Source organism: Inquilinus limosus (assembly GCF_051487185.1).
Taxonomy (GTDB): Bacteria; Pseudomonadota; Alphaproteobacteria; order DSM-16000; family Inquilinaceae; genus Inquilinus; species Inquilinus limosus_F.
This window is the reverse complement of record NZ_JAHVDK010000001.1, coordinates 13897-33597: the sequence shown is the minus strand read 5'-3', so window position 1 is coordinate 33597 and position 19701 is coordinate 13897. Positions and strand designations below refer to the sequence as shown.

Sequence of the window (19701 nt, the reverse complement as noted above, 5' to 3'; positions counted from 1 at the left end):
GGCGTTGCGCCGTGGCATCCGGTTGGCTTCGCCAACCTGTCGAGGAACATAGTCCATTTGGGTCAGGTTGCCACCCTCAATTTGCGAATAGGACCCGGATGGGTTTTCAGTCATCCTCTAGGTGTTTCAAGGGTACAGAGATTACAGACACCCACGTAAATTGATACAGTTTTTATCCAAGTCGAGGCATATCGTTAAAAAATCGTCAGCCGAGCGGATCGTCCGGGAGGTTCACCGAAGGCGATGTGCAAACCGACGGCGAGACACGGAACAGGCCACACCCGGTTTGGTGTGGCCTGTTCTCGTTTGGGGGACCGGCGTCTTCACCGGAACCTGATCCCGGCATACCACGCGGCGAGATCGGCAATATCCTGATCGCTCAACGGTCTGGCGGCTGTCGATATCTGCGGGTGGGTCCGCTTCCCGCTCCGGAAGGCCTTCAGCTGCTGCTCGAGATAGATCGGGCTCTCGCCGGCGATGTTGGGCACATTCGGCATCCGGGCCAGTCCGTCGAGCCCATGGCAGGCGACGCATGACCGTCGGGCCTTGGCCCGACCGGCGGCGCTGTCGCCCGCCGCCCAGGCCGCCCCCAAAACCGCCAGCCCGGCGGCCGCGACCAACCCCGCGCCGGCCCCCACCCGTCTCATCCAGGGCATCTCTCCGCCTCCCTTCACGTCGCCGAAAGGGCGATGCCCGCGGCGCCGGCGGCCAGCATCGCGGCCGTCGCCGGCAGGATGCGCAGCGCCATCGCCCGGCCGCCCAGGACGACGGCGAGGCCGGCCTTGACCAGGGTGTTCACCCCGGCCGCGATCAGCACCACCGCGGCGCCGGCCGCGACATCCAGCCCGCCCTGGGTCAGCCGCGCCGCCGACAGGGTGATGGCGTCGACATCGGCCAGGCCGGACACGGCGGCGAGGAGATAGAGGCCGGCGACGCCGAGAGCGGCGTCCAGAATCTTCGACAGCACCAGCACCGCCACGATGAGCAGCACGATCTTCAGCGCCGACCACAGCTCCAGCGGGTTGCCGAGCGGGGGCGCCTCGCCGGTCCGCTCAGGTGCCGCACGCCAGAGCCACAGACCGAAGCCGACCGCCACCGCCGCGGCCCCGGCGAGGGACGCGGCCAGGGCCAGGAACAGGGGCGGATGCAGGATCAGGACCAGCACGCCGATGCGGATCACCATCACCGCCCAGGCGGCGACGATGCCGGCGGCCAGCGCCGGCGCCGCCTGCGGTGCGGCCCGCGCCTGGCGGGCGAAGACCAGGGTCAGCGCGGTGGAGGAGGCCAGCCCGCCCAGCAGCCCGGTCAGCAGTGTCCCGACCCGGGGCCCGGCAATGCGCACGGCGGCGTAGCCGGCGAAGGACAGGCCGGCGACCAGGACCACCAGCCACCAGATCCTGGCCGGGTTGATCGCCTCCCACGGGTCGAGCGCCCGGTCCGGCAGCAGCGGGGGCACCACCACCGCGATCAGCAGGAACTGCAGGGTCGCCGCGATCTCGGCCGGGGTGAAACGCTCCAGCCAGCCGTGCAGCCGCTGCTTCTCGCTGAGCAGCAGCGCGACCACGACGGCGCCGCCGAGGCCGGCCAGGCCGTGGCCCGCGCCGGCGGCCGCCCCGAGCAGCACGGTGACCAGCAGGGCGAACTCCGTGGTCAGCCCGATATCGGCCTCACCGCTCCGCAGATAGGCGGCGAGCGTCAGCGCCGCGGCCGCGAGCAGGAACAAGAGCAGCGGTCCGGGGCCCAGATCCGGCGCCAGGAAGGCGGCGAGGCCGCCGCCGAAGCCGGTAATGGCGAAGGTGCGCAGACCGGCGGCACGCCGGCCTTCAGGCTGGTCGCGATCGCTCCAGCCACGCTCCAGCCCGATGATCAGGCCGACGGCGAGGGCAGCGCCGAGGCGGATGGCGACGGTGAGATCGTCCATCCGCCGTGCACTCCGATCAGCCGTTCAGCTTGGTCTTCAGGAGCTCATTCAGCAGCGCCGGGTTGGCCTTGCCGCCCGTGGCCTTCATCACCTGGCCAACGAAGAAGCCGAACAGCTTGTCCTTGCCCGAGCGGTACTCGGCCACCTTGTCGGCCTGCGCCGCCAGCACCTGGTCGATCACCGCCTCGATCGCGCCGGTGTCGGTGACCTGCTTCAGCCCCTTGGCCTCGACGATGGCGGCGGCGTCCCGCCCGGTCTCCATCATCTCGGCGAAGACGTCCTTGGCGATGCGGCCGGAGATGGTGTTGTCGGCGATCAGGTCGATCAGCCCGCCCAGCTGCTCGGCCGAGACCGGGCTGTCCTCGATCTCCTTGCCGGCCTTGGCCAGGCCGCCGAACAGCTCGTTGATCACCCAGTTCGCCGCCAGCTTCGGGTCGCGGCCCTCGGAAAACGAAGCCCAAGAAGCGTCGGGAACTACTAGAGTCGGGCCGCGACCGACGACCTGCTCGTAGAAGAAGGCCTTGGCCTGCTCCGCCACCAGCACGCCGGCGTCATAGGCCGACAGGCCGTATTCGGCCATGAAGCGGGCCTTCTTCTCGTCCGGCAGCTCCGGCAGGGTCGCGGCGATGCGCTCGACGAAGCCGTCCTCCAGCACCAGCGGCAGCAGGTCCGGGTCGGGGAAGTAGCGGTAGTCGTGCGCCTCCTCCTTGCTGCGCAGCGACCGCGTCTCGCCCTTATTCGGGTCCCACAGCCGGGTCTCCTGGTCGACCGACCCGCCGTTCTCCAGGATCTCGACCTGGCGCTTCGCCTCGTGCTCGATCGCCGCCATGACGTGGCGGATCGAGTTGACGTTCTTGACCTCGCAGCGGGTGCCGTAGGCGGTGTCGCCGACCTTGCGCACCGACACGTTGACGTCGCAGCGCATGGAGCCTTCCTCCATGTTGCCGTCGCAGGTGCCGAGATAGCGCAGGATCGAGCGCAGCTTGCGCAAGTAAGCCGCGGCATCGTCCGGGCTGCGCAGGTCCGGCTCCGACACGATCTCCATCAGCGCCACGCCCGACCGGTTCAGGTCGACGAAGGTCTCGCGCGGCGACTGGTCGTGCAGGCTCTTGCCCGCGTCCTGCTCCAGGTGCAGCCGGGTGATGCCGACCGTGCGCGTCGACCCGTCCGGCAGGTCGAGCACGATCTCGCCATGGCCGATGATCGGGTCCTTGTACTGGCTGATCTGATAGCCTTGCGGCAGGTCGGCGTAGAAGTAGTTCTTCCGGTCGAACACCGAGCGGCGGTTGATCTGCGCCTTGAGGCCGAGCCCGGTCTTGACCGCCTGCTCGACGCAATAGTCGTTGATCACGGGCAGCATGCCGGGCATGGCGGCGTCGACCAGGCTGACCTGGCTGTTCGGGGCCGCGCCGAAATCGGTCGCCGCACCGGAGAACAGCTTGGCCTTGGAGATGACCTGGGCATGGACCTCGAGCCCGATCACCGTCTCCCAGGCGCCCGTCTCACCCTCGATCGTGTACATGGAACCGCTCGCTCAACCTTCCGAAAGCGACGACAGGGAGCGCGGAAGGGGCATCGGTGTCAAGGATTTCGGCGGTGCTGTCCTCACACCACGTTCAGCTCGACGATCGGCCGGTTCTCCAGGATGCGGGTGAAGGCGAAGGGCGACAGGTCGAGGCTGCGGAAGCCGCCATGGGCGATCAGCTCGGCCACGCCGCGGCCGGCGGTGGGGGACTGCTGCAGCCCGTGGCCGGAGAAGCCGTTGGCGAAGATCAGGTTCGGCAGGTCGGGATGCGGCCCGATGATGGCGTTATGGTCGACCGTGTTCATCTCGTAATGGCCGGCCCAGGCATTCACCACCTTCAGGCTCTCGAAGGCCGGCACCCGCTCGGCCAGGGCCGGCCACATCATCTCGTCGAACAGGCCGTGGTCGACCGTCAGGTCCTCGGTGTCCGGGTCCTCGCCCTGGGGCGGGGCGCCACAGATGAACAGGTTGCCCTCGGGCCGGAACCAGACGCCGCTGGGGTCGATCACCAGCGGGCAGTCGGCCAGGGTCTGCCGGCAGTCGAAGACGAAGACGCAGCGCTTGCGGCCCTCGACCGGCAGCTCGATCCCGGCCAGCGCCGCGACCTTGCCGGCCTGCGGCCCGGCGGCGTTGACCAGCGTGCCGCAGGCGATCCGCGATCCGTCCGCCAAGGTCACGCCGGCGACCCGGCCGCCGGCCCGGTCGATGCCGGTCACCGTGCCGTTGATGTAAGTGGCGCCGAGCGACCGGGCCTTGCGCTTGAACGCCTGCAGCAGGCTGTAGCCGTCGAACCAGCCCTCGCCGGCGAGGCCGAGCGAGCCGGCGGCGAGCCCGTCGATAGTCAGCCAAGGGAAACGCTCGGCCAGGCGGTCGGGCGCCATCAGCTCGACGGCCACGCCCTCGCCCACCTGCATCTCGTGATTCTGCCGCAGCACCGGCAACCCGGCCGGGGTGGCGAGGAAAAGGTAGCCTTTCTCGTGGAAGCCGAAATCCGGCACCTCGCCCTCGACCTCGAGCCAGCGCTCCGGATGCTTCAGCACCTCCAGCCCGAAGCGCGACACGGCGACATTGAACGGGGTCGAGAATTGCTGCCGGATCGAGGATGCCGACAGCGCCGAGGAGGCGGTGCGATAGGTCGGGTCGCGCTCGATCACCGCGACCGAGCCGTCGAAGCCCGGCTCCAGCATCAGGAAGCAGGCCACGGCGCTGCCGATGGCGCCGCCGCCGATGATGACCACGTCGAAGCTGTCCGCCATGCCCGCACCCGTCCTTCGCCCATCCCTCCCCTGACGTCATCCCCGCGAAAGCGGGGATCTCTATCCGGCTATCCCGCCGAGATTCCCGCTTTCGCGGGAATGACGAGGAAGGTGGATTGGATCAGTGACACCTAGACCACGATCGGGCGACGCGCAATCGGGATTTTTCCGATCGGAAACAGATGCGCAGCGCGGCGGCGCATGCTTAGCTGCGGCGCATGGACAAGGATGCGCCCCAGAGTCTCGGCCCGCGGTTGAAGGCGCTGCGCCGGACCCGCGGCTGGACCCTGGAGGCGGCGTCCGAGCGCACCGGCCTCGCCAAGTCGACCCTGTCGAAGATCGAGAACGGCCGGATGTCGCCGACCGTCGAGGTGCTGCTGAAGCTGTCGCAGGGCTTCGGCGTCGACCTGGCCGGGCTGTTCGGCGAGGTCCGGCCGGACCCGGCGGCCCGCAGCCTGACCCGGGCTGGCGCCGGGCCGCGGCACGAGACCCGGAGCTACAGCCACGAGCTGCTGGCGGCCGATCTGGCGGACAAGCGCATCACCCCGGTGCGTGCCCGGGTCAAGGCCCGGACCCTGCTGGACTACGGGCCGCTCGACCGGCACGAGGGCCAGCAGTTCCTGCTGGTGCTGTCCGGCGCGGTGACGATGCATTTCGCCGGCGAGGCGCCGTTTCGCCTGGCCGCCGGCGACAGCCTCTATTTCGACGCCCGCACGCCGCATGCCTGCCTCTCGGACGGGCCGGAAGAGGCGGAGATCCTGTGGGTGCATGCGGGGTGAGGCCTCCCCCTCACCCTCCCGTTGCTGACGCAACGGGCCCCTCCCTCTCCCCGAGGAGAGGGGAACGGAGCGGCATTCCATCACCTCTCCTTGGGGAGAGGTCGAAATCGCGCAGCGATTTCGGGTGAGGGGGTGGCCCCGGCCGAGGGTCCGGAGCGGTCTACCCCCGCAGCGGCTTCAGCGCCTCGGCCCAGCGGGCCAGCTCGTCCAGCATGCCGGTCGCGGCCTTGACCTGGCTTTCGGAGACGTTGAGCTTGCCCTCGGCCACCGCGTTCCAGGCAAACGGAATCGCCACCGCCTCCGGGATCGGCATCATCTTCAGCGCGGTCAGGGTCAGCTTCTCGACCTGGACCGAGCGCATGCCGCCCGAGGCGCCGCCATAGCTGACGAAGCTGGCCGGCTTGTAATTCCACTCCAGATACAGGTAGTTCAGCGCGTTCAAGAGCGACGGCGGCGGGCCGAAATTGTATTCCGGCGTGACGAAGACGAAGGCGTCGGCGGCGCTGACGCTGGCGCTCCAGCGCTTGGTGTGCTCGTGCACGTAGCGCTGCATCCGCGGATGCTCCGGCTCGTCGAACACGGGCAGCTCGAAATCCTTGAGGTCGACCAGAACGGCGTCGAACTTGCCATGCGCGGCGGCGATCTCGTGGAACCAGGATGCGACCACGGGACCGATCCGGGTCGGCCGGGTGCTGCAGATCACGGTGTGGAGCTTCAGGGGCACAGCGCTCTCCGTTGCGACGCGGGTTGAGAAAGAGCCGCGATCTTTGCCGCGGCCGGCCGCCGGCGCAAGCGCGCCTATTCGACCTCCGCCGGCCGTCGGGCGATCAGGGCCGTGGAGGTGACGACCTCGGTCAGCATGCCGTCGGCCGCGTGCTCCGCCGCCAGCCCCTCGATCTCGGCGATCAGCGCCCCGACCCGGTCGCCGATCCGCTCCGGCGCGGTGCTCGACATCGACAGGGTGCGATGGACCAGCGTGTCGGCCGGGATCCGCCGCCGCTCGATCACCGCCACCTCCTCCAGCCGGCCGAACGGCGAGTCGAGCAGCACGGCCGTATGGTTCGGCCAGTCCGGCGACTTGCGCAGCTGCCGGTCGGCATCATCCTCGGAATAGCGGTCGAGCAGCTCGCGATAGGGCTGTGACCAGCGGTTGTCCGGCACATTCGGATGGTCGTCGTGGATCAGCACCACGGCGCCGCCGGGATCGATCATCGCGTCGAGGCGGCGCAGCGTCTCGACCCGGTCCATCCAGTGGAAGGACCGGCCCATCGTCACCAGCCGGAAGCGGCCCAGCTCCGGGCCCAGATCGTAGGAGCTGCCCTGCCGCCATGTGACCCGGACGCCAGCCCGCGCCGCCGCCTCCGCCGCCGCGGCCAGCATCTCCGGCTCCGGATCGATGCCGACGACCTCGCTGGCGAGGGGCGCCAGGGCGATGGCGATCTGCCCCGGGCCGCAGCCGAGATCCATCACCCGGTGGTCGCGGCCGATGCCGCAGACCCGCGCGATCCGCGGGAACAGGCCGGCGGCATAGGGCGGCCGGCCTTGCAGGTAATGCGTGGCCGCGCTGCGGAACCGCCGCGGCATGAAGGGAATCGTGGTCACGACCGGCCTCCTCGGGCTGCGCCGGCGCCCCTTCCCCGCGCCTCGGTTCCTGCATAGCAGGATTCGATGACCGGCCGAAGACGGCGAGGCGACGCGGCCTAGAGGAACCGGATGCGCAGCTCGTCGTCGTAGGCCCGGTCGCCGATCCGCAGCGCGCCCGGCTCCACGCCGTAAACGGTGAAGCCGTGCCGCTCATAGAGGCGGCGCGCCGCCTCGGCCTCGGTGATCACCGCCAGCAGCACCGCGTCGAGCCCTTCCGCCCGGGCGTGGTCCAGCACCGCCTCGACCAGCGCGTCGGCGACACCGCTGCCGCGCGCCTCGGGCCGGACATACATCCGGATCAGCGTGCCGCGGTGGCGGCGCTTGGTCGAGGTCTCGCGGGCCAGCCCGGCGAGGCCGAGCAGCCTTCCGTCCCGCTGGGCCGCGAAGGTCGGCACCTCGACCACGCGCCGGACGAAATCCTCCAGCGACAGCTTCGCCTCGTCCGCATAGGTCGAGCCGAACGCCTCCGGATGCCGCTCCAGCCCCTCCAGCCGGATCTCGCGATAGGCCGCCGCGTCGTCGGGCCCCAGCCGGCGGATCGCGAAATCAGCCATGGTCAGGCGCCCCCGCCTTAGGAAATGGTCTGCGGCAGGGCGGTGAAGCCCGCCGCCTGCTCCATCACCCCGGCGACGCGCAGCACCGTCTCCTCGTCGAAAGGCCGGCCGAGCAGCTGCAGCCCAAGCGGCAGGCCATCGGCGCCGAGGCCGGCCGGCACCGAGATGCCGGGCAGCCCGGCCAGCGAGGCCGGCACGGTGAACACGTCGTTGAGATACATCGCGATCGGGTCGTCCTGCTTCTCGCCGATGGCGAAGGCGGTGGACGGCGCGGTCGGCGTCAGGATCACGTCGCAGCGCTGATAGGCCTCGGTGAAGTCGCGGGCGATCAGCGTCCGCAGCTTTTGCGCCTTGGTGTAGTAGGCGTCGTAATAGCCGGCCGAGAGCACATAGGTGCCGATCATGATGCGGCGCTTGACCTCGCGGCCAAAGCCGGCGGCGCGGGTGTTCTCGTACAGCTCGTTCAAGGACCCGCCCGGCTCGCGCAGGCCGTAGCGCACGCCGTCATAGCGCGCCAGGTTCGACGACGCCTCGGCCGGGGCGACGATGTAGTAGGTCGGCAGCGCGTATTTCGTGTGCGGCAGCGAGACCTCGACGATCTCCGCCCCCGCCGCGCGCAGCCAGTCGGCGCCCTGCTGCCAGACGCGCTCGATCTCCGCCGGCATGCCGTCGACCCGGTATTCCTTCGGGATGCCGATGCGGAGGCCGCGGACGTCGCCGGTCAGCGCCGCCTCGAAATCCGGCACCGCCATGTCGACGCTGGTCGAATCCTTCGGGTCGAAGCCGGCCATCGAGCGCAGCATGATCGCCGCGTCGCGCACCGTCCGCGCCATCGGCCCGGCCTGGTCGAGCGAGGAGGCGAAGGCGACCACGCCCCAGCGCGAGCAGCGGCCATAGGTCGGCTTGATGCCGACGATGCCGGTGAAAGCGGCGGGCTGGCGGATCGACCCGCCGGTGTCGGTGCCGGTGCCCGCCAGCGCGATGCGGGCCGCGACCGAGGCGGCGGAGCCGCCGGAGGAACCGCCCGGCACCAGCTTGGCGTTGCTGCCGTCGCTGCGGCGCCACGGATTCTCGACATTGCCGAAGGCCGAGGTGATGTTGGCCGAGCCCATGGCGAACTCGTCCATGTTCAGCTTGCCCAGCATCACTGCCCCGTCGCGCCACAGATGGCTGGTGACGGTCGATTCATAGGGCGGCACGAAGTTGCCGAGGATCCGGCTGGCCGCCGTTGTCCGCACGCCTTCGGTGCAGAACAGGTCTTTGATGGCGATCGGCAGGCCTTCCAGCGGGCCGCCCTCGCCCCGCGCCAGGCGCGCGTCGGAGGCCTTGGCCATCTCCAGCGCCTTGTCCGGCGTCTCGGTGATGAAGGCGTTGAGCTCGCGCAGGCTCTCCATCGCCGCGATATGCGCCGTGGTCAGCTCGACCGAGGAGATCTCGCGCGTCTTCAGCGCGTCGCGCGCGCCGGCGAGGGTCAGATGGGTTGCCTTGGTCATCACTCGACCACCTTCGGCACGGTGAAGAACCCGGCCTTGGCCGCGGGCGCATTGGCCAGGATCCGCTCCGGATAGCCGCCGTCGGTCACCTCGTCCGGCCGGCGCCGCAGCCCCTGCTGCGCCACGCTGGTCATCGGCTCGACGCCGTCGGTGTTGACCTCGGCCAATTGCTCGACGAAGTCCAGGATCTTGGACAATTCGCCGGTCATGGAATCGAGGTCCGCCTCGTCCAGGCGGATGCGGGCCAAATGCGCAATCTTCGCGACGGTGGCTCTGTCGAGCGACATGTCGTAGTCATCTCCGGGGATCGGAGGCCGCCCCGGACCGGCACGGGGCCGGAGCCGCGGGGAACGGCCGACGGCAAGCGGCGCGGAAGGTAACACCCGATATGCCGGTCTGCAATCTTCGCGACCTGAAGGCCCTGCTGCCCCCCGGCGGGCGGCTGATCGGCCTCGATTTGGGCGAGAAGACGATCGGCATGGCGGTGTCCGACCCCGGCCTGTCGCTGGCCACCCCGATCGGCACTATCCGCCGCACCAAGTTCACGCCGGACGCCAAGGAGCTGCTGCGCATCGTCGACGACCGCGGCGTCGCCGGCCTGGTCATCGGCCTGCCGGTCAACATGGACGGCAGCGAGGGGCCGCGCTGCCAGTCGGTGCGCGCCTTCGCCCGGGATCTCCTGAAGCTGCGCGACCTGCCGATCGCCTTCTGGGACGAAAGGCTGTCGACCATGGCGGTGCAGCGCCAGATGATCGATTTCGACGTCACCCGGAAGAAGCGGGCCAAGGCCGTGGACACCGCAGCCGCCGCCTGGATCCTGCAGGGTGCCTTGGACGCGCTGAGCTTCGGGGGTTGAGCTGGGCGCCGCGGATCAGGGCGGCGGCACCGGGCAGCTCAGATCGCCCTCCTCGCAGTTCAGCAGCGCCTCCAGGTCGTCGGTGCGCTGCGAGGTCACCTGCTCCAGGCATTGCGCCACGATCATCGGCTGGACGCTGCCGCCCTCGACGCCCGAGGCCATGAAGCGGCATTCCGCGTCGCGATAGGCGATCCAGGCGCGCTGGGCCGCGACCAGGGCCTTGGCCGCGGCATCGTTGCCCTTCAGCCGCGCCATGATCTGCCTGTAGGTCGCGTTCAGCGCCGCATCCGCTTTCTTGTAGGCGGCGCCGGCGCATTGGTTCAGACCGGCCTGGCTATCATCCGGGCAGTCCTGGGCCGCGGCGGGCAGGGCGGCGAGCAGAACAACGGCAGTGATAACGGGCTTGAGCATCGGCGGGGCTCCTCCGATCGCCGAGAGCATGCCCGACTTTGCCGGTCCGATGGAGGGATGAATTCCCGATGCCGGTCAATCCACCGCGATCTGGTCGGGATCGGTCCGCGCCAGCCGGGCCAGGGTCGCCAGCGCCTCACGCAGCACCTCATGCGGCGGCGAGGCCAATGCCAGCCGCACCGCGGCCGGGGCGTGGCCCGGCCCCGCCGCATAGGCCGGACCGGGAGTCAGGGCGATGCCCTTGCGGGCCGCGGCAGCGGCGAAAGCCTCCGCCCGCCAGCCTTCCGGCAGCTCGAGCCAGAGGTGATAGGCGCGCGGGTCGCCCCGCACCTCCAGCCCGTCCAGCGCCTGCCGGGCGATCGCCTGGCGGGCGCGGGCGTCCTGCCGCTTCTCGGCCACCAGCGCCGCCACGGTGCCGTCGGCCATCCAGCGCGACGCCGCCTCGAGCGCCAGGCCGCCCGGGCTCCAGGGGCCGGAGCGGATGGCCGCGACCATCGGCTCGACCAGGCTGCGCGGTGGCACCGCGAAGCCCAGGGTCAGCCCGGGCGCGAGGCGCTTGGACAGGCTGTCGATCACGATCACGTGATCCGGCGCCAGCGCCGCCAGCGGCACCTCGTCGCCCAGGAAGCTGAACACCCGGTCCTCGATCGCGACCAGGTCGAGCCGCTGCAGCAGCGCCGCCAGATCGGCCCGCCGGGCCGGCGGCATCGACAGGCCGAGCGGGTTGTGCAGCACCGGTTGGAGATAGACCGCGCGCAAGGGCGCGGCGTGGTGCGTGGCCTCCAGCGCATCCGGCCGCAGCCCTTCGGCATCCACGGCGATCGGCACCAGCGAGATGCCGAGCCGCGCGGCGATGCCCTTGATCACCGGATAGGTCAGCGCCTCGACGCCGACCCGGCCGCCGACCGGCGCCAGGGCCGACAGCGCCGCCGCGATCGCCTGCCGGCCATTGCCGGCGAACAGAACCCGCGCCGGCTTCGGCGCCCAGCCGGGCTGGGCCAGGAATTCCGCCGCCACCGCCCGCGCCGCCTGGGTGCCGGCGGCCGGCACCTCCCGCAGTGCCAGGCCCAGCATATCCGGGCGCAGCAGGCTTTGCAGGGTCTGGGCCAGGGCGGCCGGCTGGCCGGGCAGGATCGGGAAGCTGGATTCGAGGTTGATCGGCGCCTGCCAGGGTTCGGCCAGCACCGAGGCCGGCACCGGCGCCGCGGCGCGGACGAAGGTGCCGCGCCCGACCTCGCCCGTCACCAGGCCGCGCCGCGTCAGCTCGGCATAGACACGGGAGGCGGTGGAGGCGGCGATGCCGCGGCGATAGGCGAAGTCGCGCTGCGGCGGCAGCCGGTCGCCCGGGCGCAATTGCCCCGAGGCGATCTCGCCCGCGACCTCGTCCGCAATGCGGCGGAAATCGTCCAGCATCAAAATTGCTCCGAGTGCAATACTCCAATTGCACCGATATTATGATCGGATCAATCTACGAATGCAATCCCGCAGATGCGGTGACCGGGCGCGGTGCCCCGCCGGCTGCGGGCCAACAGGAGATCTTCCATGTCGACGCGCGTTTTCGAGCGCCGCGTTCCTGGCGCTGCCCTGCCCCATCCTGTTGCCTTCGCCGGCCTGCGGCAGATCTTCGGCCTGTGGCTGCGGCGCGCCCGGACTCGACGCCAGCTCGATGCGCTGAGCGACCATGAGCTGCGCGACCTCGGCCTCGACCGCGGCGCCGCCTTGCGTGAGGCGGCGAAGCCGTTCTGGCGCGGCTGAGCCCCTGATGCCGAATGCGGCCCGGCAGGGTATGGTGTGGCGACGACCCCAACCCACTGCCCTGCCGGAGGCGGCGCACCGCCGCAGGCCCATGACCGACATCTCGGCCGAACCCCTGCTGCAGACCGAGATCGTCGCGATCCGCGACGTCGCCTGCAGCGGCGCGTGCCGGCACAGGAGCGCCGAGGAATGCGCGCGCTCCACCCATCTGGTGTTCCCCTATCGCGGCGTCTTCGTCCGCCATCTCGGCACCGACGATGCCGTGGCCGAGGCCAACCAGGTGCTGTTCTTCAATCCGGAGGAAGGCTATCGCGTCAGCCACCCGGTCGCCGGCGGCGATTCCTGCCTGGACTTGGTGGTCGACGGCGCCCTGCTGCGCGAGCTGACGCCGACGGAGTTGCTGCGCGACGGCGCGGCGACGGCGTTCCGCCTGCAGCGGCTACGCATCGACGCGCGCAGCCAGGCGCTGGTGGCGCTGCTGCGGCACAGCCTGCGGCGCGGCGCCGCCGAGGCGCTGGAGGCGGAGACCCTGGCGCTGACCCTGGTGCGGCGCGCCGTCGGCGAGCGCACCTCGCACCCGGCCGGGGCCAGCCGCGGCCTGCAGAAGCTGGTGGACCGGGCCAAGCTGGCGCTGTCCGCCGACCTGGTACGGCGCTGGACGCTGGCCGAGATCGCGGCTGAGGTCGGCGTCTCGCCGGTCTACCTGACCCAGGTGTTCCGGCAGGTCGAGGGGCTGCCGTTGTACCGCTATCAGCTGCGCCTCCGGCTGGCGCGGGCGCTGGATCTGCTGGCCCGGTATGACGACCTCACCGCCCTCGGCCTCGATCTCGGCTTCTCCAGCCACAGCCATTTCACCGCCGCCTTCCGCCAGGCCTATGGCCGCAGCCCGGCGGAATTCCAGCGCTCGGTCCGCCTGCGCTGACTGATCCGGGTGTAATATTGATGGCCTTTGAGATCGGCTCTCCGGCTTTTTTCGTCATGGCGAGGCGCGAAGCGCCGTGGCCATCCAGGGGGCCGGTGCCGCTGGATGGCCGCGCCCCTGCGGGGCTCGCCATGACGGATCTCTATTTCGGGCCGTTGGTGTAAGTCCCTAAAGATTCCGACAGCGGCCACGCATCCCGGAATGCTTCCCTGCTCTCGCCCGGATCCCGGGCGGAGAAGGAGAGCCTCGATGAGCGAGAGAACCTGTGCCGCTTGCGACTGCGAGCTCGACGCCGAGACGATCAAGGTGACGATCGGCGGCCAGACGGTGGAGGTGTGCTGCGAGGACTGCGCCCGAGCGCTGCACGAAGCCGACGCCTCGACCTCGGGCGGGGAGTGAGCGATGCGCTCGCTGCCGGCGACGACGGCAAGGCCGCGCGTGGACCGCCGCCGCAGCCTGGCGCGGTCCCTCATGCATCTCGCGGCGCGGTGGCTGCGGCGGTCGCGGACCCGGCGCCAGCTGTGGACGCTGAGCGACCACGAGCTGCGTGACCTCGGCCTCGAGCGCTACGCCGCCGACCGCGAGGCGCTGAAGCCGTTCTGGAAGGGGTGATCCCGGCGGCCTTTGACTCTCCGGCCCAACCCGTCATCGCGAGGCGCGCAGCGCCGTGGCGATCCAGGGGCCGGGACCGCTGGATTGCCACGCCCCTTCGGGGCTCGCAATGACGGCCAATACGGCGGGCCGCTGGTACGGCAAGGAGCGGCCCCGCCTCCGGGCCGGAGACGGGGCCGCGTCCACGGTCATGGCGCCGCGGTCTACCGCTCCACCGAGAGCCAGCGGCTGAGATGATTGTCGAGGACGTTGTCCTGCCAGCCCTTCACCTTGCTCGAGAGCATCCGCTTGCTGGTATAGACATAGATCGGGATGATCGGCTGGTCGGCCAGGAAGGTCTGCTCGGCCTGGGCCAGGATCTCGCCGCGCTTGGCCAGGTCGGCCTCGGCGGCAGCGGCGTCCATCAGCTTGTCGTAGTCCGGGTTGGCATAGGCCGGGTAGTTCTGCTCGCCGCTGGTGCTGCGGAACAGGTCGAGGAAGTTGCTGGGGTCGTCGAAATCGCCGATCCAGGAGGTGCGGCCGACGTCCTTGTACTCCTTCTTCCGCAGCCCGTTCTGCATCGTGCCCCATTCGAGGTTGGTCAGCGTCGTCTCGATCCCGAGCTTCTGCTTCCACATGGCACCGATGGCGACGGCGATCTTCTTGTGGTTCTCCGAGGTGTTGTAGGCGATCTCCACCTGCAGCGGCTTGCCCGGGCCGTAGCCGGCCTTGGCGAACAGCTCCTTCGCCTCGGCGTCGCGCTCGGCCTGGGTCGCCTTCGCCTCCTTCGGCGTCCAGGCGGCGAAATTGCTCATCCCCGGCGGCACGAAGGTATAGGCCGGCAGCTCACCGCCCTGGGTGATCTTGCTGACCAGCACGTCCCGGTCGATGGCGAGCGACAGCGCCCGGCGCAGCTCCGGATGGCTCTTCCAGGGCTCGTGGGTCGTGTTGATGGTGTAGTAGTAGGTGCCGATATAGGGCGCGATCCGCACCTGGTCCGGCATGGTCTGCTTCAGCTCCGGGATCTGCTGCCCCGGGATGGTGTAGGTGTAGTCCAGCTCGCCCGCCTTGAAGCGCTGCAGCTCGGCGTCGATGTCCTCGGTCGTGAAATAGTTGACGGTGTCGATCTTGACATTGGCGGCGTCGTGGAACTCGGGGTTCTTGACCAGCTTCACATGCGACTGCGGCACCGCCTCGGCCAGCCTGTAGGCGCCGTTCGACACCAGGTTGCCCGGCTTGACGTAGTCGTCGCCGAACTTCTCGACATTGGCGCGGCTGAGCGGGAAGGTCGCATGGTGCGTCAGGGTCGACAGGAAATAGGGCGTCGGCCCGACCAGCGTGACCTCGAGCGTGCGGTCGTCGATCGCCTTGACCCCGAGCGTGTCCGCCGGCTTCTGGCCCAGGCGGATCTCCTTGGCATTGACCACCTGGTCGATGAAATAGCCGTAGGGGCTGGCCGTCTTCGGGTCCAGGAGCCGCTTCCAGGCGAAGACGAAGTCGCCGGCCGTCACCGGCGTGCCGTCCGACCACTTGCCGTCGGCGCGCAGCTTGAAGGTGTAGGTCCTGCCGTCGTCGGAGACGGTCCAGCTTTCCGCCGCGCCGGGGACCGGCTGCGATTTGGCGTCGTTGGTCAGCAGGCCCTCGAACAGGTCGTTCTGGATGTTCGCCTCGCTGACGCCCGAGGATTTCTGGATGTCGAGCGTCTCCGGCTCCGGCCCGTTGCCGACATTCAGCACCATCTCGGCCGAGGCCGCCTGCGACATCCCGCCGAGCAGCGCTGCCGCCAGCAATCCGCGGGCGAGAACCCTGGAGAAGCCTTGCATCGTAATCTCCCTGTTGTGCTGGCCTTCTTCGGGGGCCAAGGCTATGGCCTATACCACCGGCGCGCCCCTGCCAAAAAGGAGGAAGGTCTTAACCTGGGGTCATGATCCATCCGGGCCGGGCCGATTGCGGGCCCGCCGCGCCTGGGCTAACCAGGACGTCCCGAGGAGGAAGGTTCAAGAGAATGAACGACAGCTCCGCCGGCGCCCTGGCCGGCCTCAAGGTGCTCGACCTGACCCGCGTGCTGGCCGGCCCCAGCGCCACCCAGATCCTGGGCGATCTCGGCGCCGACGTGGTCAAGGTGGAGCGCCCCGGCGTCGGCGACGACACCCGCAAATGGGGCCCGCCCTTCCTCAAGGACGCCGAGGGCAACGACACGTCCGAGAGCGCCTATTACCTCAGCGCCAACCGCAACAAGCGCTCGATCGCCATCGACTTCACGCACGAGGAGGGCCGCGCCCTGCTGCGCCGGCTGGTGGCCAGGGCCGATGTGCTGGTCGAGAACTACAAGCTCGGCGACCTCGCGCGCTACGGCCTCGGCTATGACGACCTGAAGGACGAGTTCCCGGCGCTGATCTATTGCTCGATCACCGGCTTCGGCCAGACCGGCCCCTATGCCCCGCGTGCCGGCTACGACTACCTGATCCAGGCCATGGGCGGGATCATGAGCCTGACCGGACCTGTCGACGGCGAGCCGATGAAGGTCGGCGTCGCCATCGCCGACCTGATGACCGGCACCTACGCCACGATCGGCATCCTCGCGGCGCTCGACCACCGCCGCCGCACCGGGCGGGGCCAGCTGGTCGACATGGCGCTGCTCGACACCCAGGTGGCCTGGCTGTCCAATGCCGGCCAGTACTACCTGACCTCGGGCGTGCCGACGCCGCGCACCGGCAACGGCCACCCGACCATCGTGCCCTATCAGGCGTTCCGGGCGGCGGACGAGTACCTGATCCTGGCGGTCGGCAACGATTCGCAATTCGCCAAGTTCTGCGACGTCGCCGGCCGGCCGGATCTGGCGGCCGATCCGCGCTTCGCCACCAACCAGGCGCGGGTGCGGAACCGCGAGGTGCTGGTGCCGATCGTCGCCGGGCTGATCGCCGAGAAGCCGCGCGGCTTCTGGCTGGAGGCGCTGGAGGCGCGGCAGGTGCCCTGCGGCCCGATCAACACCATCGACCAGGTCTTCGCCGACCCGCAGGTCGCGGCCCGGGGGATGCGGATCGAGATGCCGCATCCCTTGGCGCCGGAACCGGTCGCCCTGATCGGCAGCCCGATCAAGCTATCGGAGACGCCGGTCAGCTATCGCCACGCCCCGCCGGTGTGCGGCGCCGACGGCGAAGAGGTGCTGCGCGACTGGCTCGGCGAACCGGAACCGGCCTCCGGGCGTTATTAAGGGGAACTGAGCCTGGCGTCATGCGCCGGCGAGGCGCGCGCGCCCATGATCGGGTCGCGTTGCGCCAAGGGTTCGTCGTGCCCTGGCGCCGAGAGGATGGAGAACAGACATGGTCACAGCAGTCCATGCGGCCTCCGCCGCCACCCTGGGTGCGTTGCTGATCGGATCGCCGGCCCTGGCCCAGACCACAATCGTGGCGCCGCCGCAGCCGACGGTCGTCGCGCCTGCCCCCGCACCCGCCCCGACGGTCGTCGCCCCGGCGCCGGCCCGGCCGGTGCCGGAGTCGACGACGGCCTATCCGGTCGACCCGAACACCCGGGTGGTACATCCGTATACGTCGGATGTCGGCGTGCAGCCGCGCCACCCGCCGGTGACGGCGATGCCGAGCGGGCCGGCGCCGGCCGATCCGCGCGAATACGCCACCAACACCCCGATCACCGTGACCGGCCACGTCGACGGCGTCACGCACCAGGGCGGCGTCACCTCGTTCCGCCTGCAGACCCCGACCGAGGCCTGGACCGTCGTGGTGCCGGCGGGCCAGCCCACCAGCATCGGGCGCACCGCCACCGTGACCGGCTATCCGCATGTCGAGGTGCGCAACCAGCTGCTGGCCCAGAGCGTCTCGGCCAGCCGCTGACAAGAGACCAAAAAGAACCCCGGCGCCGAGGCCCGACGCCGGGGTCTACATGAACGATCGCTGGAAGGGGGAGAGAAGCGATCAGTTCACGGGCGTGGACGACGTCGGGGACGCCGTCGAGCTGGTCTTCCGGTGGGTCCGGGCGTGCTTGGCATGCTTGGTCGTGCGATGGGCCGCACGATGATGCGCCGCCTTGTGATGGGTCACCTTGTGCTGCGTGGTGGCCGCCGGCGCCGCCGCATCCGTCGGGCCCGCGCTCTGGGCGAAGGCGGCGGCGGGCAGGGCCAACGTCATGATGCCGGCGAGGATAAGTTTCCGCATAATCAAGCGCTCCCGGGAGCCGTGTCGAAACGGCACATCCGACAGTGCCGCACGGCCAAAGAAGGCCATGAATCGGGGTCCGGGAGCAGCTTAATTCCAGGTAATCCACCTAAACTCTTCGTAAACTTTCAGCCGAGGCTGAAGACTGTCTGACCACGATCCTGCGACGCCGGCGCGGTCGACAGGCCGACCGTCGTGTCCTTATCGTCCGCAGGCGAACCGGAGCACATCTCCCACGTGCCGTGAGATGGCATGTTGACGGGGGGTCGGTCCGCCCCAAGATGGTTGGCATGGAGGAACGAGGAATGGCGCATCATCGCCCCAACCCCGCGGCGGCTTTGCTGGTCGTCTGTCTCGCGGCGGCCCTGCTGGCCGGCTGCGGCGTCGTCGCGGCGCCGTTCCGCGTCACCGGCGCGGTGGCGAAGGCCGTGCCAGTGGTCGGCCATCCGGTCGCAGCACCGTTCGACGCGACCGGCGACGCCATCGACTGACGGCGGGTCGGCAGCCGGCTTCCGCCGGCGATCATGACCCTGTATGGTCGGCGCCCCTGCCTGCAGCGCCGCCGATGACCGCCGACGAGCCTCCCCCTGCCGCATCCGGAAGCGTCTTCCGCCACCGCGGCTTCGCCTGCTACTGGACCGCCAAGCTGATCGCGACCTTCGCGGTGCAGTTCGTCAGCGTCGCCGTCGGCTGGCAGGTCTACGACCTGACCCGCGACCCGCTCGACCTGGGTCTGGTCGGGCTGGTGCAGTTCCTGCCGTCGCTCCTGCTGGTGCTGGTCACCGGCGCCGCCGCCGACCGCTTCAACCGGCGCGTGATCATGGCGGTCTGCATCGGCGGCGAGATCCTGTGCACCCTGGCGCTGCTGGCGCTGACCATCGGCGGCGACCACCGGGTCTGGCCGATCTTCGTTGTCCTGGCCGCCCTCGGCGTCGCCCGCGCCTTCCTCAACCCGGCGGCGCAGTCGCTGCTGCCCAATCTGGTGCCGGCCGCGGATCTGTCGACGGCGATCGCCTGGAACTCCTCCTCCTGGCAGATCGGCACCATCACCGGCCCGGTGATCGGCGGCCTGCTCTACGGCCTGGCGCCGGAGGTGCCCTATGCCTCGGCCGCGGTGCTGATGGCGGCCTCGGTCGTGCTGGTGGCGCTGATTCCGAAGCCGGCGCAGAAGACGGTGCCGGAGCCGGCAAGCTGGGACAGCCTGGGTGCCGGCTTCCGCTACATCTGGGGCGAGAAGGTGGTGCTGGGCGCGATCTCGCTCGACCTGTTCGCCGTGCTGCTGGGCGGTGCCACCGCGCTGCTGCCGGCCTATGCCCGCGACATCCTCGATGTCGGGCCCTGGGGCCTCGGCCTGCTGCGGGCCGGCCCCGGCATCGGCGCGCTGGTGGTGGCGATCTGGCTGGCCCGAAGGCCGATCGAGGACCGGGCCGGGCTGATCATGTTCGTCTGCGTCGCCGGCTTCGGCCTGTTCACCTGCGTCTTCGGCATCTCCACCCTGCCCTGGCTGTCGATCGTGGCGCTGATCCTGATGGGCGCCTTCGACATGGTCAGCGTCTATGTCCGCGAGATCCTGATCCAGCTGTGGACGCCGGATTCGCTGCGCGGCCGGGTCAACGCCGTGAACGTGGTGTTCGTCGGCGCCTCGAACGAGGTCGGCGAGTTCCGCGCCGGCCTCTCGGCGGCGCTGATCGGGGTGGTGCCGGCGGTGGTGGTCGGCGGCCTCGGCACCATGGCCGTGGCCGCGCTGTGGGCGGCCTGGTTCCCGCAGCTGCGCCGGATCCGGCAACTGGACCACGCCGCCTGACGTCGAGATCGCCGTTTC

The 19701-nt window shown here is 70.0% G+C and carries 23 protein-coding genes; 10 read left to right on the top strand and 13 right to left on the bottom strand.

The window, feature by feature from the left end:
• Positions 1 to 323: 323 nt before the first annotated feature.
• From KXR53_RS00160 to KXR53_RS00145, 4 genes are all read right to left on the bottom strand, one after another.
• Positions 324 to 656 carry a c-type cytochrome gene (locus tag KXR53_RS00160; RefSeq protein ID WP_437372216.1) on the bottom strand — a complete coding sequence of 111 codons (333 nt, stop codon included), beginning with the start codon at positions 654 to 656 and terminating at the stop codon, positions 324 to 326.
• 14 nt (positions 657 to 670) lie between these two features.
• On the bottom strand, positions 671 to 1921 hold the full coding sequence (locus tag KXR53_RS00155; protein ID WP_437372214.1) for an MgtC/SapB family protein: 1251 nt from the start codon (positions 1919 to 1921) through the stop codon (positions 671 to 673).
• A 16-nt stretch (positions 1922 to 1937) separates the two neighbouring features.
• Positions 1938 to 3443, bottom strand: coding sequence for an Asp-tRNA(Asn)/Glu-tRNA(Gln) amidotransferase subunit GatB (gene gatB / locus KXR53_RS00150; RefSeq protein WP_437372212.1), 1506 nt, complete (start codon positions 3441 to 3443; stop codon positions 1938 to 1940).
• A gap of 83 nt (positions 3444 to 3526) precedes the next feature.
• Positions 3527 to 4702 carry an NAD(P)/FAD-dependent oxidoreductase gene (locus tag KXR53_RS00145; protein ID WP_437372210.1) on the bottom strand — a complete coding sequence of 392 codons (1176 nt, stop codon included), beginning with the start codon at positions 4700 to 4702 and terminating at the stop codon, positions 3527 to 3529.
• A gap of 218 nt (positions 4703 to 4920) precedes the next feature.
• On the opposite strand from KXR53_RS00145, the gene KXR53_RS00140 reads away from it, so the two are divergent.
• The gene (locus KXR53_RS00140; RefSeq protein WP_437372208.1) at positions 4921 to 5481 is read left to right on the top strand and encodes a helix-turn-helix domain-containing protein; all 561 of its coding nucleotides are present in this window, start codon (positions 4921 to 4923) and stop codon (positions 5479 to 5481) included.
• A 160-nt stretch (positions 5482 to 5641) separates the two neighbouring features.
• On the opposite strand, the gene KXR53_RS00135 is transcribed toward KXR53_RS00140, so the two are convergent.
• From KXR53_RS00135 to gatC, 5 genes are all read right to left on the bottom strand, one after another.
• Positions 5642 to 6205 carry an NADPH-dependent FMN reductase gene (locus KXR53_RS00135; protein WP_437372206.1) on the bottom strand — a complete coding sequence of 188 codons (564 nt, stop codon included), beginning with the start codon at positions 6203 to 6205 and terminating at the stop codon, positions 5642 to 5644.
• A 74-nt stretch (positions 6206 to 6279) separates the two neighbouring features.
• On the bottom strand, positions 6280 to 7083 hold the full coding sequence (locus tag KXR53_RS00130) for a class I SAM-dependent methyltransferase (RefSeq protein WP_437372204.1): 804 nt from the start codon (positions 7081 to 7083) through the stop codon (positions 6280 to 6282).
• 98 nt (positions 7084 to 7181) lie between these two features.
• A complete protein-coding gene (locus tag KXR53_RS00125; RefSeq protein WP_437372202.1) occupies positions 7182 to 7679 on the bottom strand; it encodes an N-acetyltransferase family protein in 498 nt (165 codons plus the stop codon).
• Positions 7680 to 7696: 17 nt separating this feature from the next.
• Positions 7697 to 9172, bottom strand: a complete 1476-nt coding sequence (gene gatA / locus KXR53_RS00120) for an Asp-tRNA(Asn)/Glu-tRNA(Gln) amidotransferase subunit GatA (protein WP_437372200.1) — start codon at positions 9170 to 9172, stop codon at positions 7697 to 7699.
• Entirely contained in the window at positions 9172 to 9459 is a 288-nt protein-coding gene (gatC, locus tag KXR53_RS00115) for an Asp-tRNA(Asn)/Glu-tRNA(Gln) amidotransferase subunit GatC (RefSeq protein ID WP_437372199.1), read from the bottom strand. The genes gatA and gatC overlap by 1 nt, the downstream gene beginning before the upstream one ends.
• A gap of 101 nt (positions 9460 to 9560) precedes the next feature.
• Between gatC and ruvX the strand changes: the two genes are divergently transcribed.
• A complete protein-coding gene (ruvX, locus tag KXR53_RS00110) occupies positions 9561 to 10028 on the top strand; it encodes a Holliday junction resolvase RuvX (protein WP_437372197.1) in 468 nt (155 codons plus the stop codon).
• Positions 10029 to 10043: 15 nt separating this feature from the next.
• Here ruvX and KXR53_RS00105 read toward each other — a convergent pair whose 3' ends face one another.
• Positions 10044 to 10439: a lysozyme inhibitor LprI family protein gene (locus KXR53_RS00105; RefSeq protein WP_437372195.1), complete on the bottom strand. Its 396-nt coding sequence runs from the start codon at positions 10437 to 10439 to the stop codon at positions 10044 to 10046.
• A gap of 75 nt (positions 10440 to 10514) precedes the next feature.
• The gene (locus KXR53_RS00100) at positions 10515 to 11852 is read right to left on the bottom strand and encodes a PLP-dependent aminotransferase family protein (RefSeq protein WP_437372194.1); all 1338 of its coding nucleotides are present in this window, start codon (positions 11850 to 11852) and stop codon (positions 10515 to 10517) included.
• A 129-nt stretch (positions 11853 to 11981) separates the two neighbouring features.
• Here KXR53_RS00100 and KXR53_RS00095 point away from each other — a divergent pair, with 129 nt between their 5' ends.
• From KXR53_RS00095 to KXR53_RS00080, 4 genes are all read left to right on the top strand, one after another.
• Positions 11982 to 12194, top strand: a complete 213-nt coding sequence (locus KXR53_RS00095; protein WP_437372192.1) for a DUF1127 domain-containing protein — start codon at positions 11982 to 11984, stop codon at positions 12192 to 12194.
• Between the two features lie 91 nt (positions 12195 to 12285).
• Positions 12286 to 13116 (top strand): helix-turn-helix domain-containing protein, encoded by an 831-nt coding sequence (locus KXR53_RS00090; RefSeq protein WP_437372190.1) that lies wholly within the window; start codon positions 12286 to 12288, stop codon positions 13114 to 13116.
• 249 nt (positions 13117 to 13365) lie between these two features.
• On the top strand, positions 13366 to 13515 hold the full coding sequence (locus KXR53_RS00085; protein WP_437372188.1) for a hypothetical protein: 150 nt from the start codon (positions 13366 to 13368) through the stop codon (positions 13513 to 13515).
• Positions 13516 to 13518: 3 nt separating this feature from the next.
• Positions 13519 to 13728, top strand: a complete 210-nt coding sequence (locus tag KXR53_RS00080; protein WP_437372187.1) for a DUF1127 domain-containing protein — start codon at positions 13519 to 13521, stop codon at positions 13726 to 13728.
• Positions 13729 to 13931: 203 nt separating this feature from the next.
• On the opposite strand, the gene KXR53_RS00075 is transcribed toward KXR53_RS00080, so the two are convergent.
• Positions 13932 to 15530, bottom strand: a complete 1599-nt coding sequence (locus KXR53_RS00075) for a peptide ABC transporter substrate-binding protein (protein ID WP_437372185.1) — start codon at positions 15528 to 15530, stop codon at positions 13932 to 13934.
• 182 nt (positions 15531 to 15712) lie between these two features.
• Here KXR53_RS00075 and KXR53_RS00070 point away from each other — a divergent pair, with 182 nt between their 5' ends.
• Both KXR53_RS00070 and KXR53_RS00065 read left to right on the top strand, forming a co-directional pair.
• On the top strand, positions 15713 to 16921 hold the full coding sequence (locus KXR53_RS00070) for a CaiB/BaiF CoA transferase family protein (RefSeq protein WP_437372183.1): 1209 nt from the start codon (positions 15713 to 15715) through the stop codon (positions 16919 to 16921).
• Between the two features lie 109 nt (positions 16922 to 17030).
• Positions 17031 to 17558, top strand: coding sequence for a hypothetical protein (locus tag KXR53_RS00065; protein WP_437372182.1), 528 nt, complete (start codon positions 17031 to 17033; stop codon positions 17556 to 17558).
• 81 nt (positions 17559 to 17639) lie between these two features.
• Here the strand turns inward: KXR53_RS00065 and KXR53_RS00060 are convergent, their stop codons facing one another.
• Positions 17640 to 17948: a hypothetical protein gene (locus KXR53_RS00060; RefSeq protein ID WP_437372180.1), complete on the bottom strand. Its 309-nt coding sequence runs from the start codon at positions 17946 to 17948 to the stop codon at positions 17640 to 17642.
• A gap of 236 nt (positions 17949 to 18184) precedes the next feature.
• Here KXR53_RS00060 and KXR53_RS00055 point away from each other — a divergent pair, with 236 nt between their 5' ends.
• Positions 18185 to 18370, top strand: a complete 186-nt coding sequence (locus KXR53_RS00055) for a DUF6726 family protein (protein WP_437372179.1) — start codon at positions 18185 to 18187, stop codon at positions 18368 to 18370.
• Positions 18371 to 18444: 74 nt separating this feature from the next.
• Complete coding sequence (locus KXR53_RS00050; RefSeq protein WP_437372177.1) at positions 18445 to 19683, top strand: MFS transporter; 1239 nt, start codon at positions 18445 to 18447, stop codon at positions 19681 to 19683.
• Positions 19684 to 19701 lie beyond the last annotated feature (18 nt).

What these genes read in the sequence shown, in the direction of transcription:
- KXR53_RS00160 (WP_437372216.1), bottom strand. Translation starts at nt 656, where the DNA reads ATGCCCTGGATGAGACGGGTGGGGGCCGGCGCGGGGTTGGTCGCGGCC.
- KXR53_RS00155 (WP_437372214.1), bottom strand. Translation starts at nt 1,921, where the DNA reads ATGGACGATCTCACCGTCGCCATCCGCCTCGGCGCTGCCCTCGCCGTC.
- gatB (WP_437372212.1), bottom strand. Translation starts at nt 3,443, where the DNA reads ATGTACACGATCGAGGGTGAGACGGGCGCCTGGGAGACGGTGATCGGG.
- KXR53_RS00145 (WP_437372210.1), bottom strand. Translation starts at nt 4,702, where the DNA reads ATGGCGGACAGCTTCGACGTGGTCATCATCGGCGGCGGCGCCATCGGC.
- KXR53_RS00140 (WP_437372208.1), top strand. Translation starts at nt 4,921, where the DNA reads ATGGACAAGGATGCGCCCCAGAGTCTCGGCCCGCGGTTGAAGGCGCTG.
- KXR53_RS00125 (WP_437372202.1), bottom strand. Translation starts at nt 7,679, where the DNA reads ATGGCTGATTTCGCGATCCGCCGGCTGGGGCCCGACGACGCGGCGGCC.
- gatA (WP_437372200.1), bottom strand. Translation starts at nt 9,172, where the DNA reads ATGACCAAGGCAACCCATCTGACCCTCGCCGGCGCGCGCGACGCGCTG.
- gatC (WP_437372199.1), bottom strand. Translation starts at nt 9,459, where the DNA reads ATGTCGCTCGACAGAGCCACCGTCGCGAAGATTGCGCATTTGGCCCGC.
- ruvX (WP_437372197.1), top strand. Translation starts at nt 9,561, where the DNA reads ATGCCGGTCTGCAATCTTCGCGACCTGAAGGCCCTGCTGCCCCCCGGC.
- KXR53_RS00105 (WP_437372195.1), bottom strand. Translation starts at nt 10,439, where the DNA reads ATGCTCAAGCCCGTTATCACTGCCGTTGTTCTGCTCGCCGCCCTGCCC.
- KXR53_RS00100 (WP_437372194.1), bottom strand. Translation starts at nt 11,852, where the DNA reads ATGCTGGACGATTTCCGCCGCATTGCGGACGAGGTCGCGGGCGAGATC.
- KXR53_RS00095 (WP_437372192.1), top strand. Translation starts at nt 11,982, where the DNA reads ATGTCGACGCGCGTTTTCGAGCGCCGCGTTCCTGGCGCTGCCCTGCCC.
- KXR53_RS00090 (WP_437372190.1), top strand. Translation starts at nt 12,286, where the DNA reads ATGACCGACATCTCGGCCGAACCCCTGCTGCAGACCGAGATCGTCGCG.
- KXR53_RS00085 (WP_437372188.1), top strand. Translation starts at nt 13,366, where the DNA reads ATGAGCGAGAGAACCTGTGCCGCTTGCGACTGCGAGCTCGACGCCGAG.
- KXR53_RS00080 (WP_437372187.1), top strand. Translation starts at nt 13,519, where the DNA reads ATGCGCTCGCTGCCGGCGACGACGGCAAGGCCGCGCGTGGACCGCCGC.
- KXR53_RS00075 (WP_437372185.1), bottom strand. Translation starts at nt 15,530, where the DNA reads ATGCAAGGCTTCTCCAGGGTTCTCGCCCGCGGATTGCTGGCGGCAGCG.
- KXR53_RS00070 (WP_437372183.1), top strand. Translation starts at nt 15,713, where the DNA reads ATGAACGACAGCTCCGCCGGCGCCCTGGCCGGCCTCAAGGTGCTCGAC.
- KXR53_RS00065 (WP_437372182.1), top strand. Translation starts at nt 17,031, where the DNA reads ATGGTCACAGCAGTCCATGCGGCCTCCGCCGCCACCCTGGGTGCGTTG.
- KXR53_RS00060 (WP_437372180.1), bottom strand. Translation starts at nt 17,948, where the DNA reads ATGGCCTTCTTTGGCCGTGCGGCACTGTCGGATGTGCCGTTTCGACAC.
- KXR53_RS00055 (WP_437372179.1), top strand. Translation starts at nt 18,185, where the DNA reads ATGGCGCATCATCGCCCCAACCCCGCGGCGGCTTTGCTGGTCGTCTGT.
- KXR53_RS00050 (WP_437372177.1), top strand. Translation starts at nt 18,445, where the DNA reads ATGACCGCCGACGAGCCTCCCCCTGCCGCATCCGGAAGCGTCTTCCGC.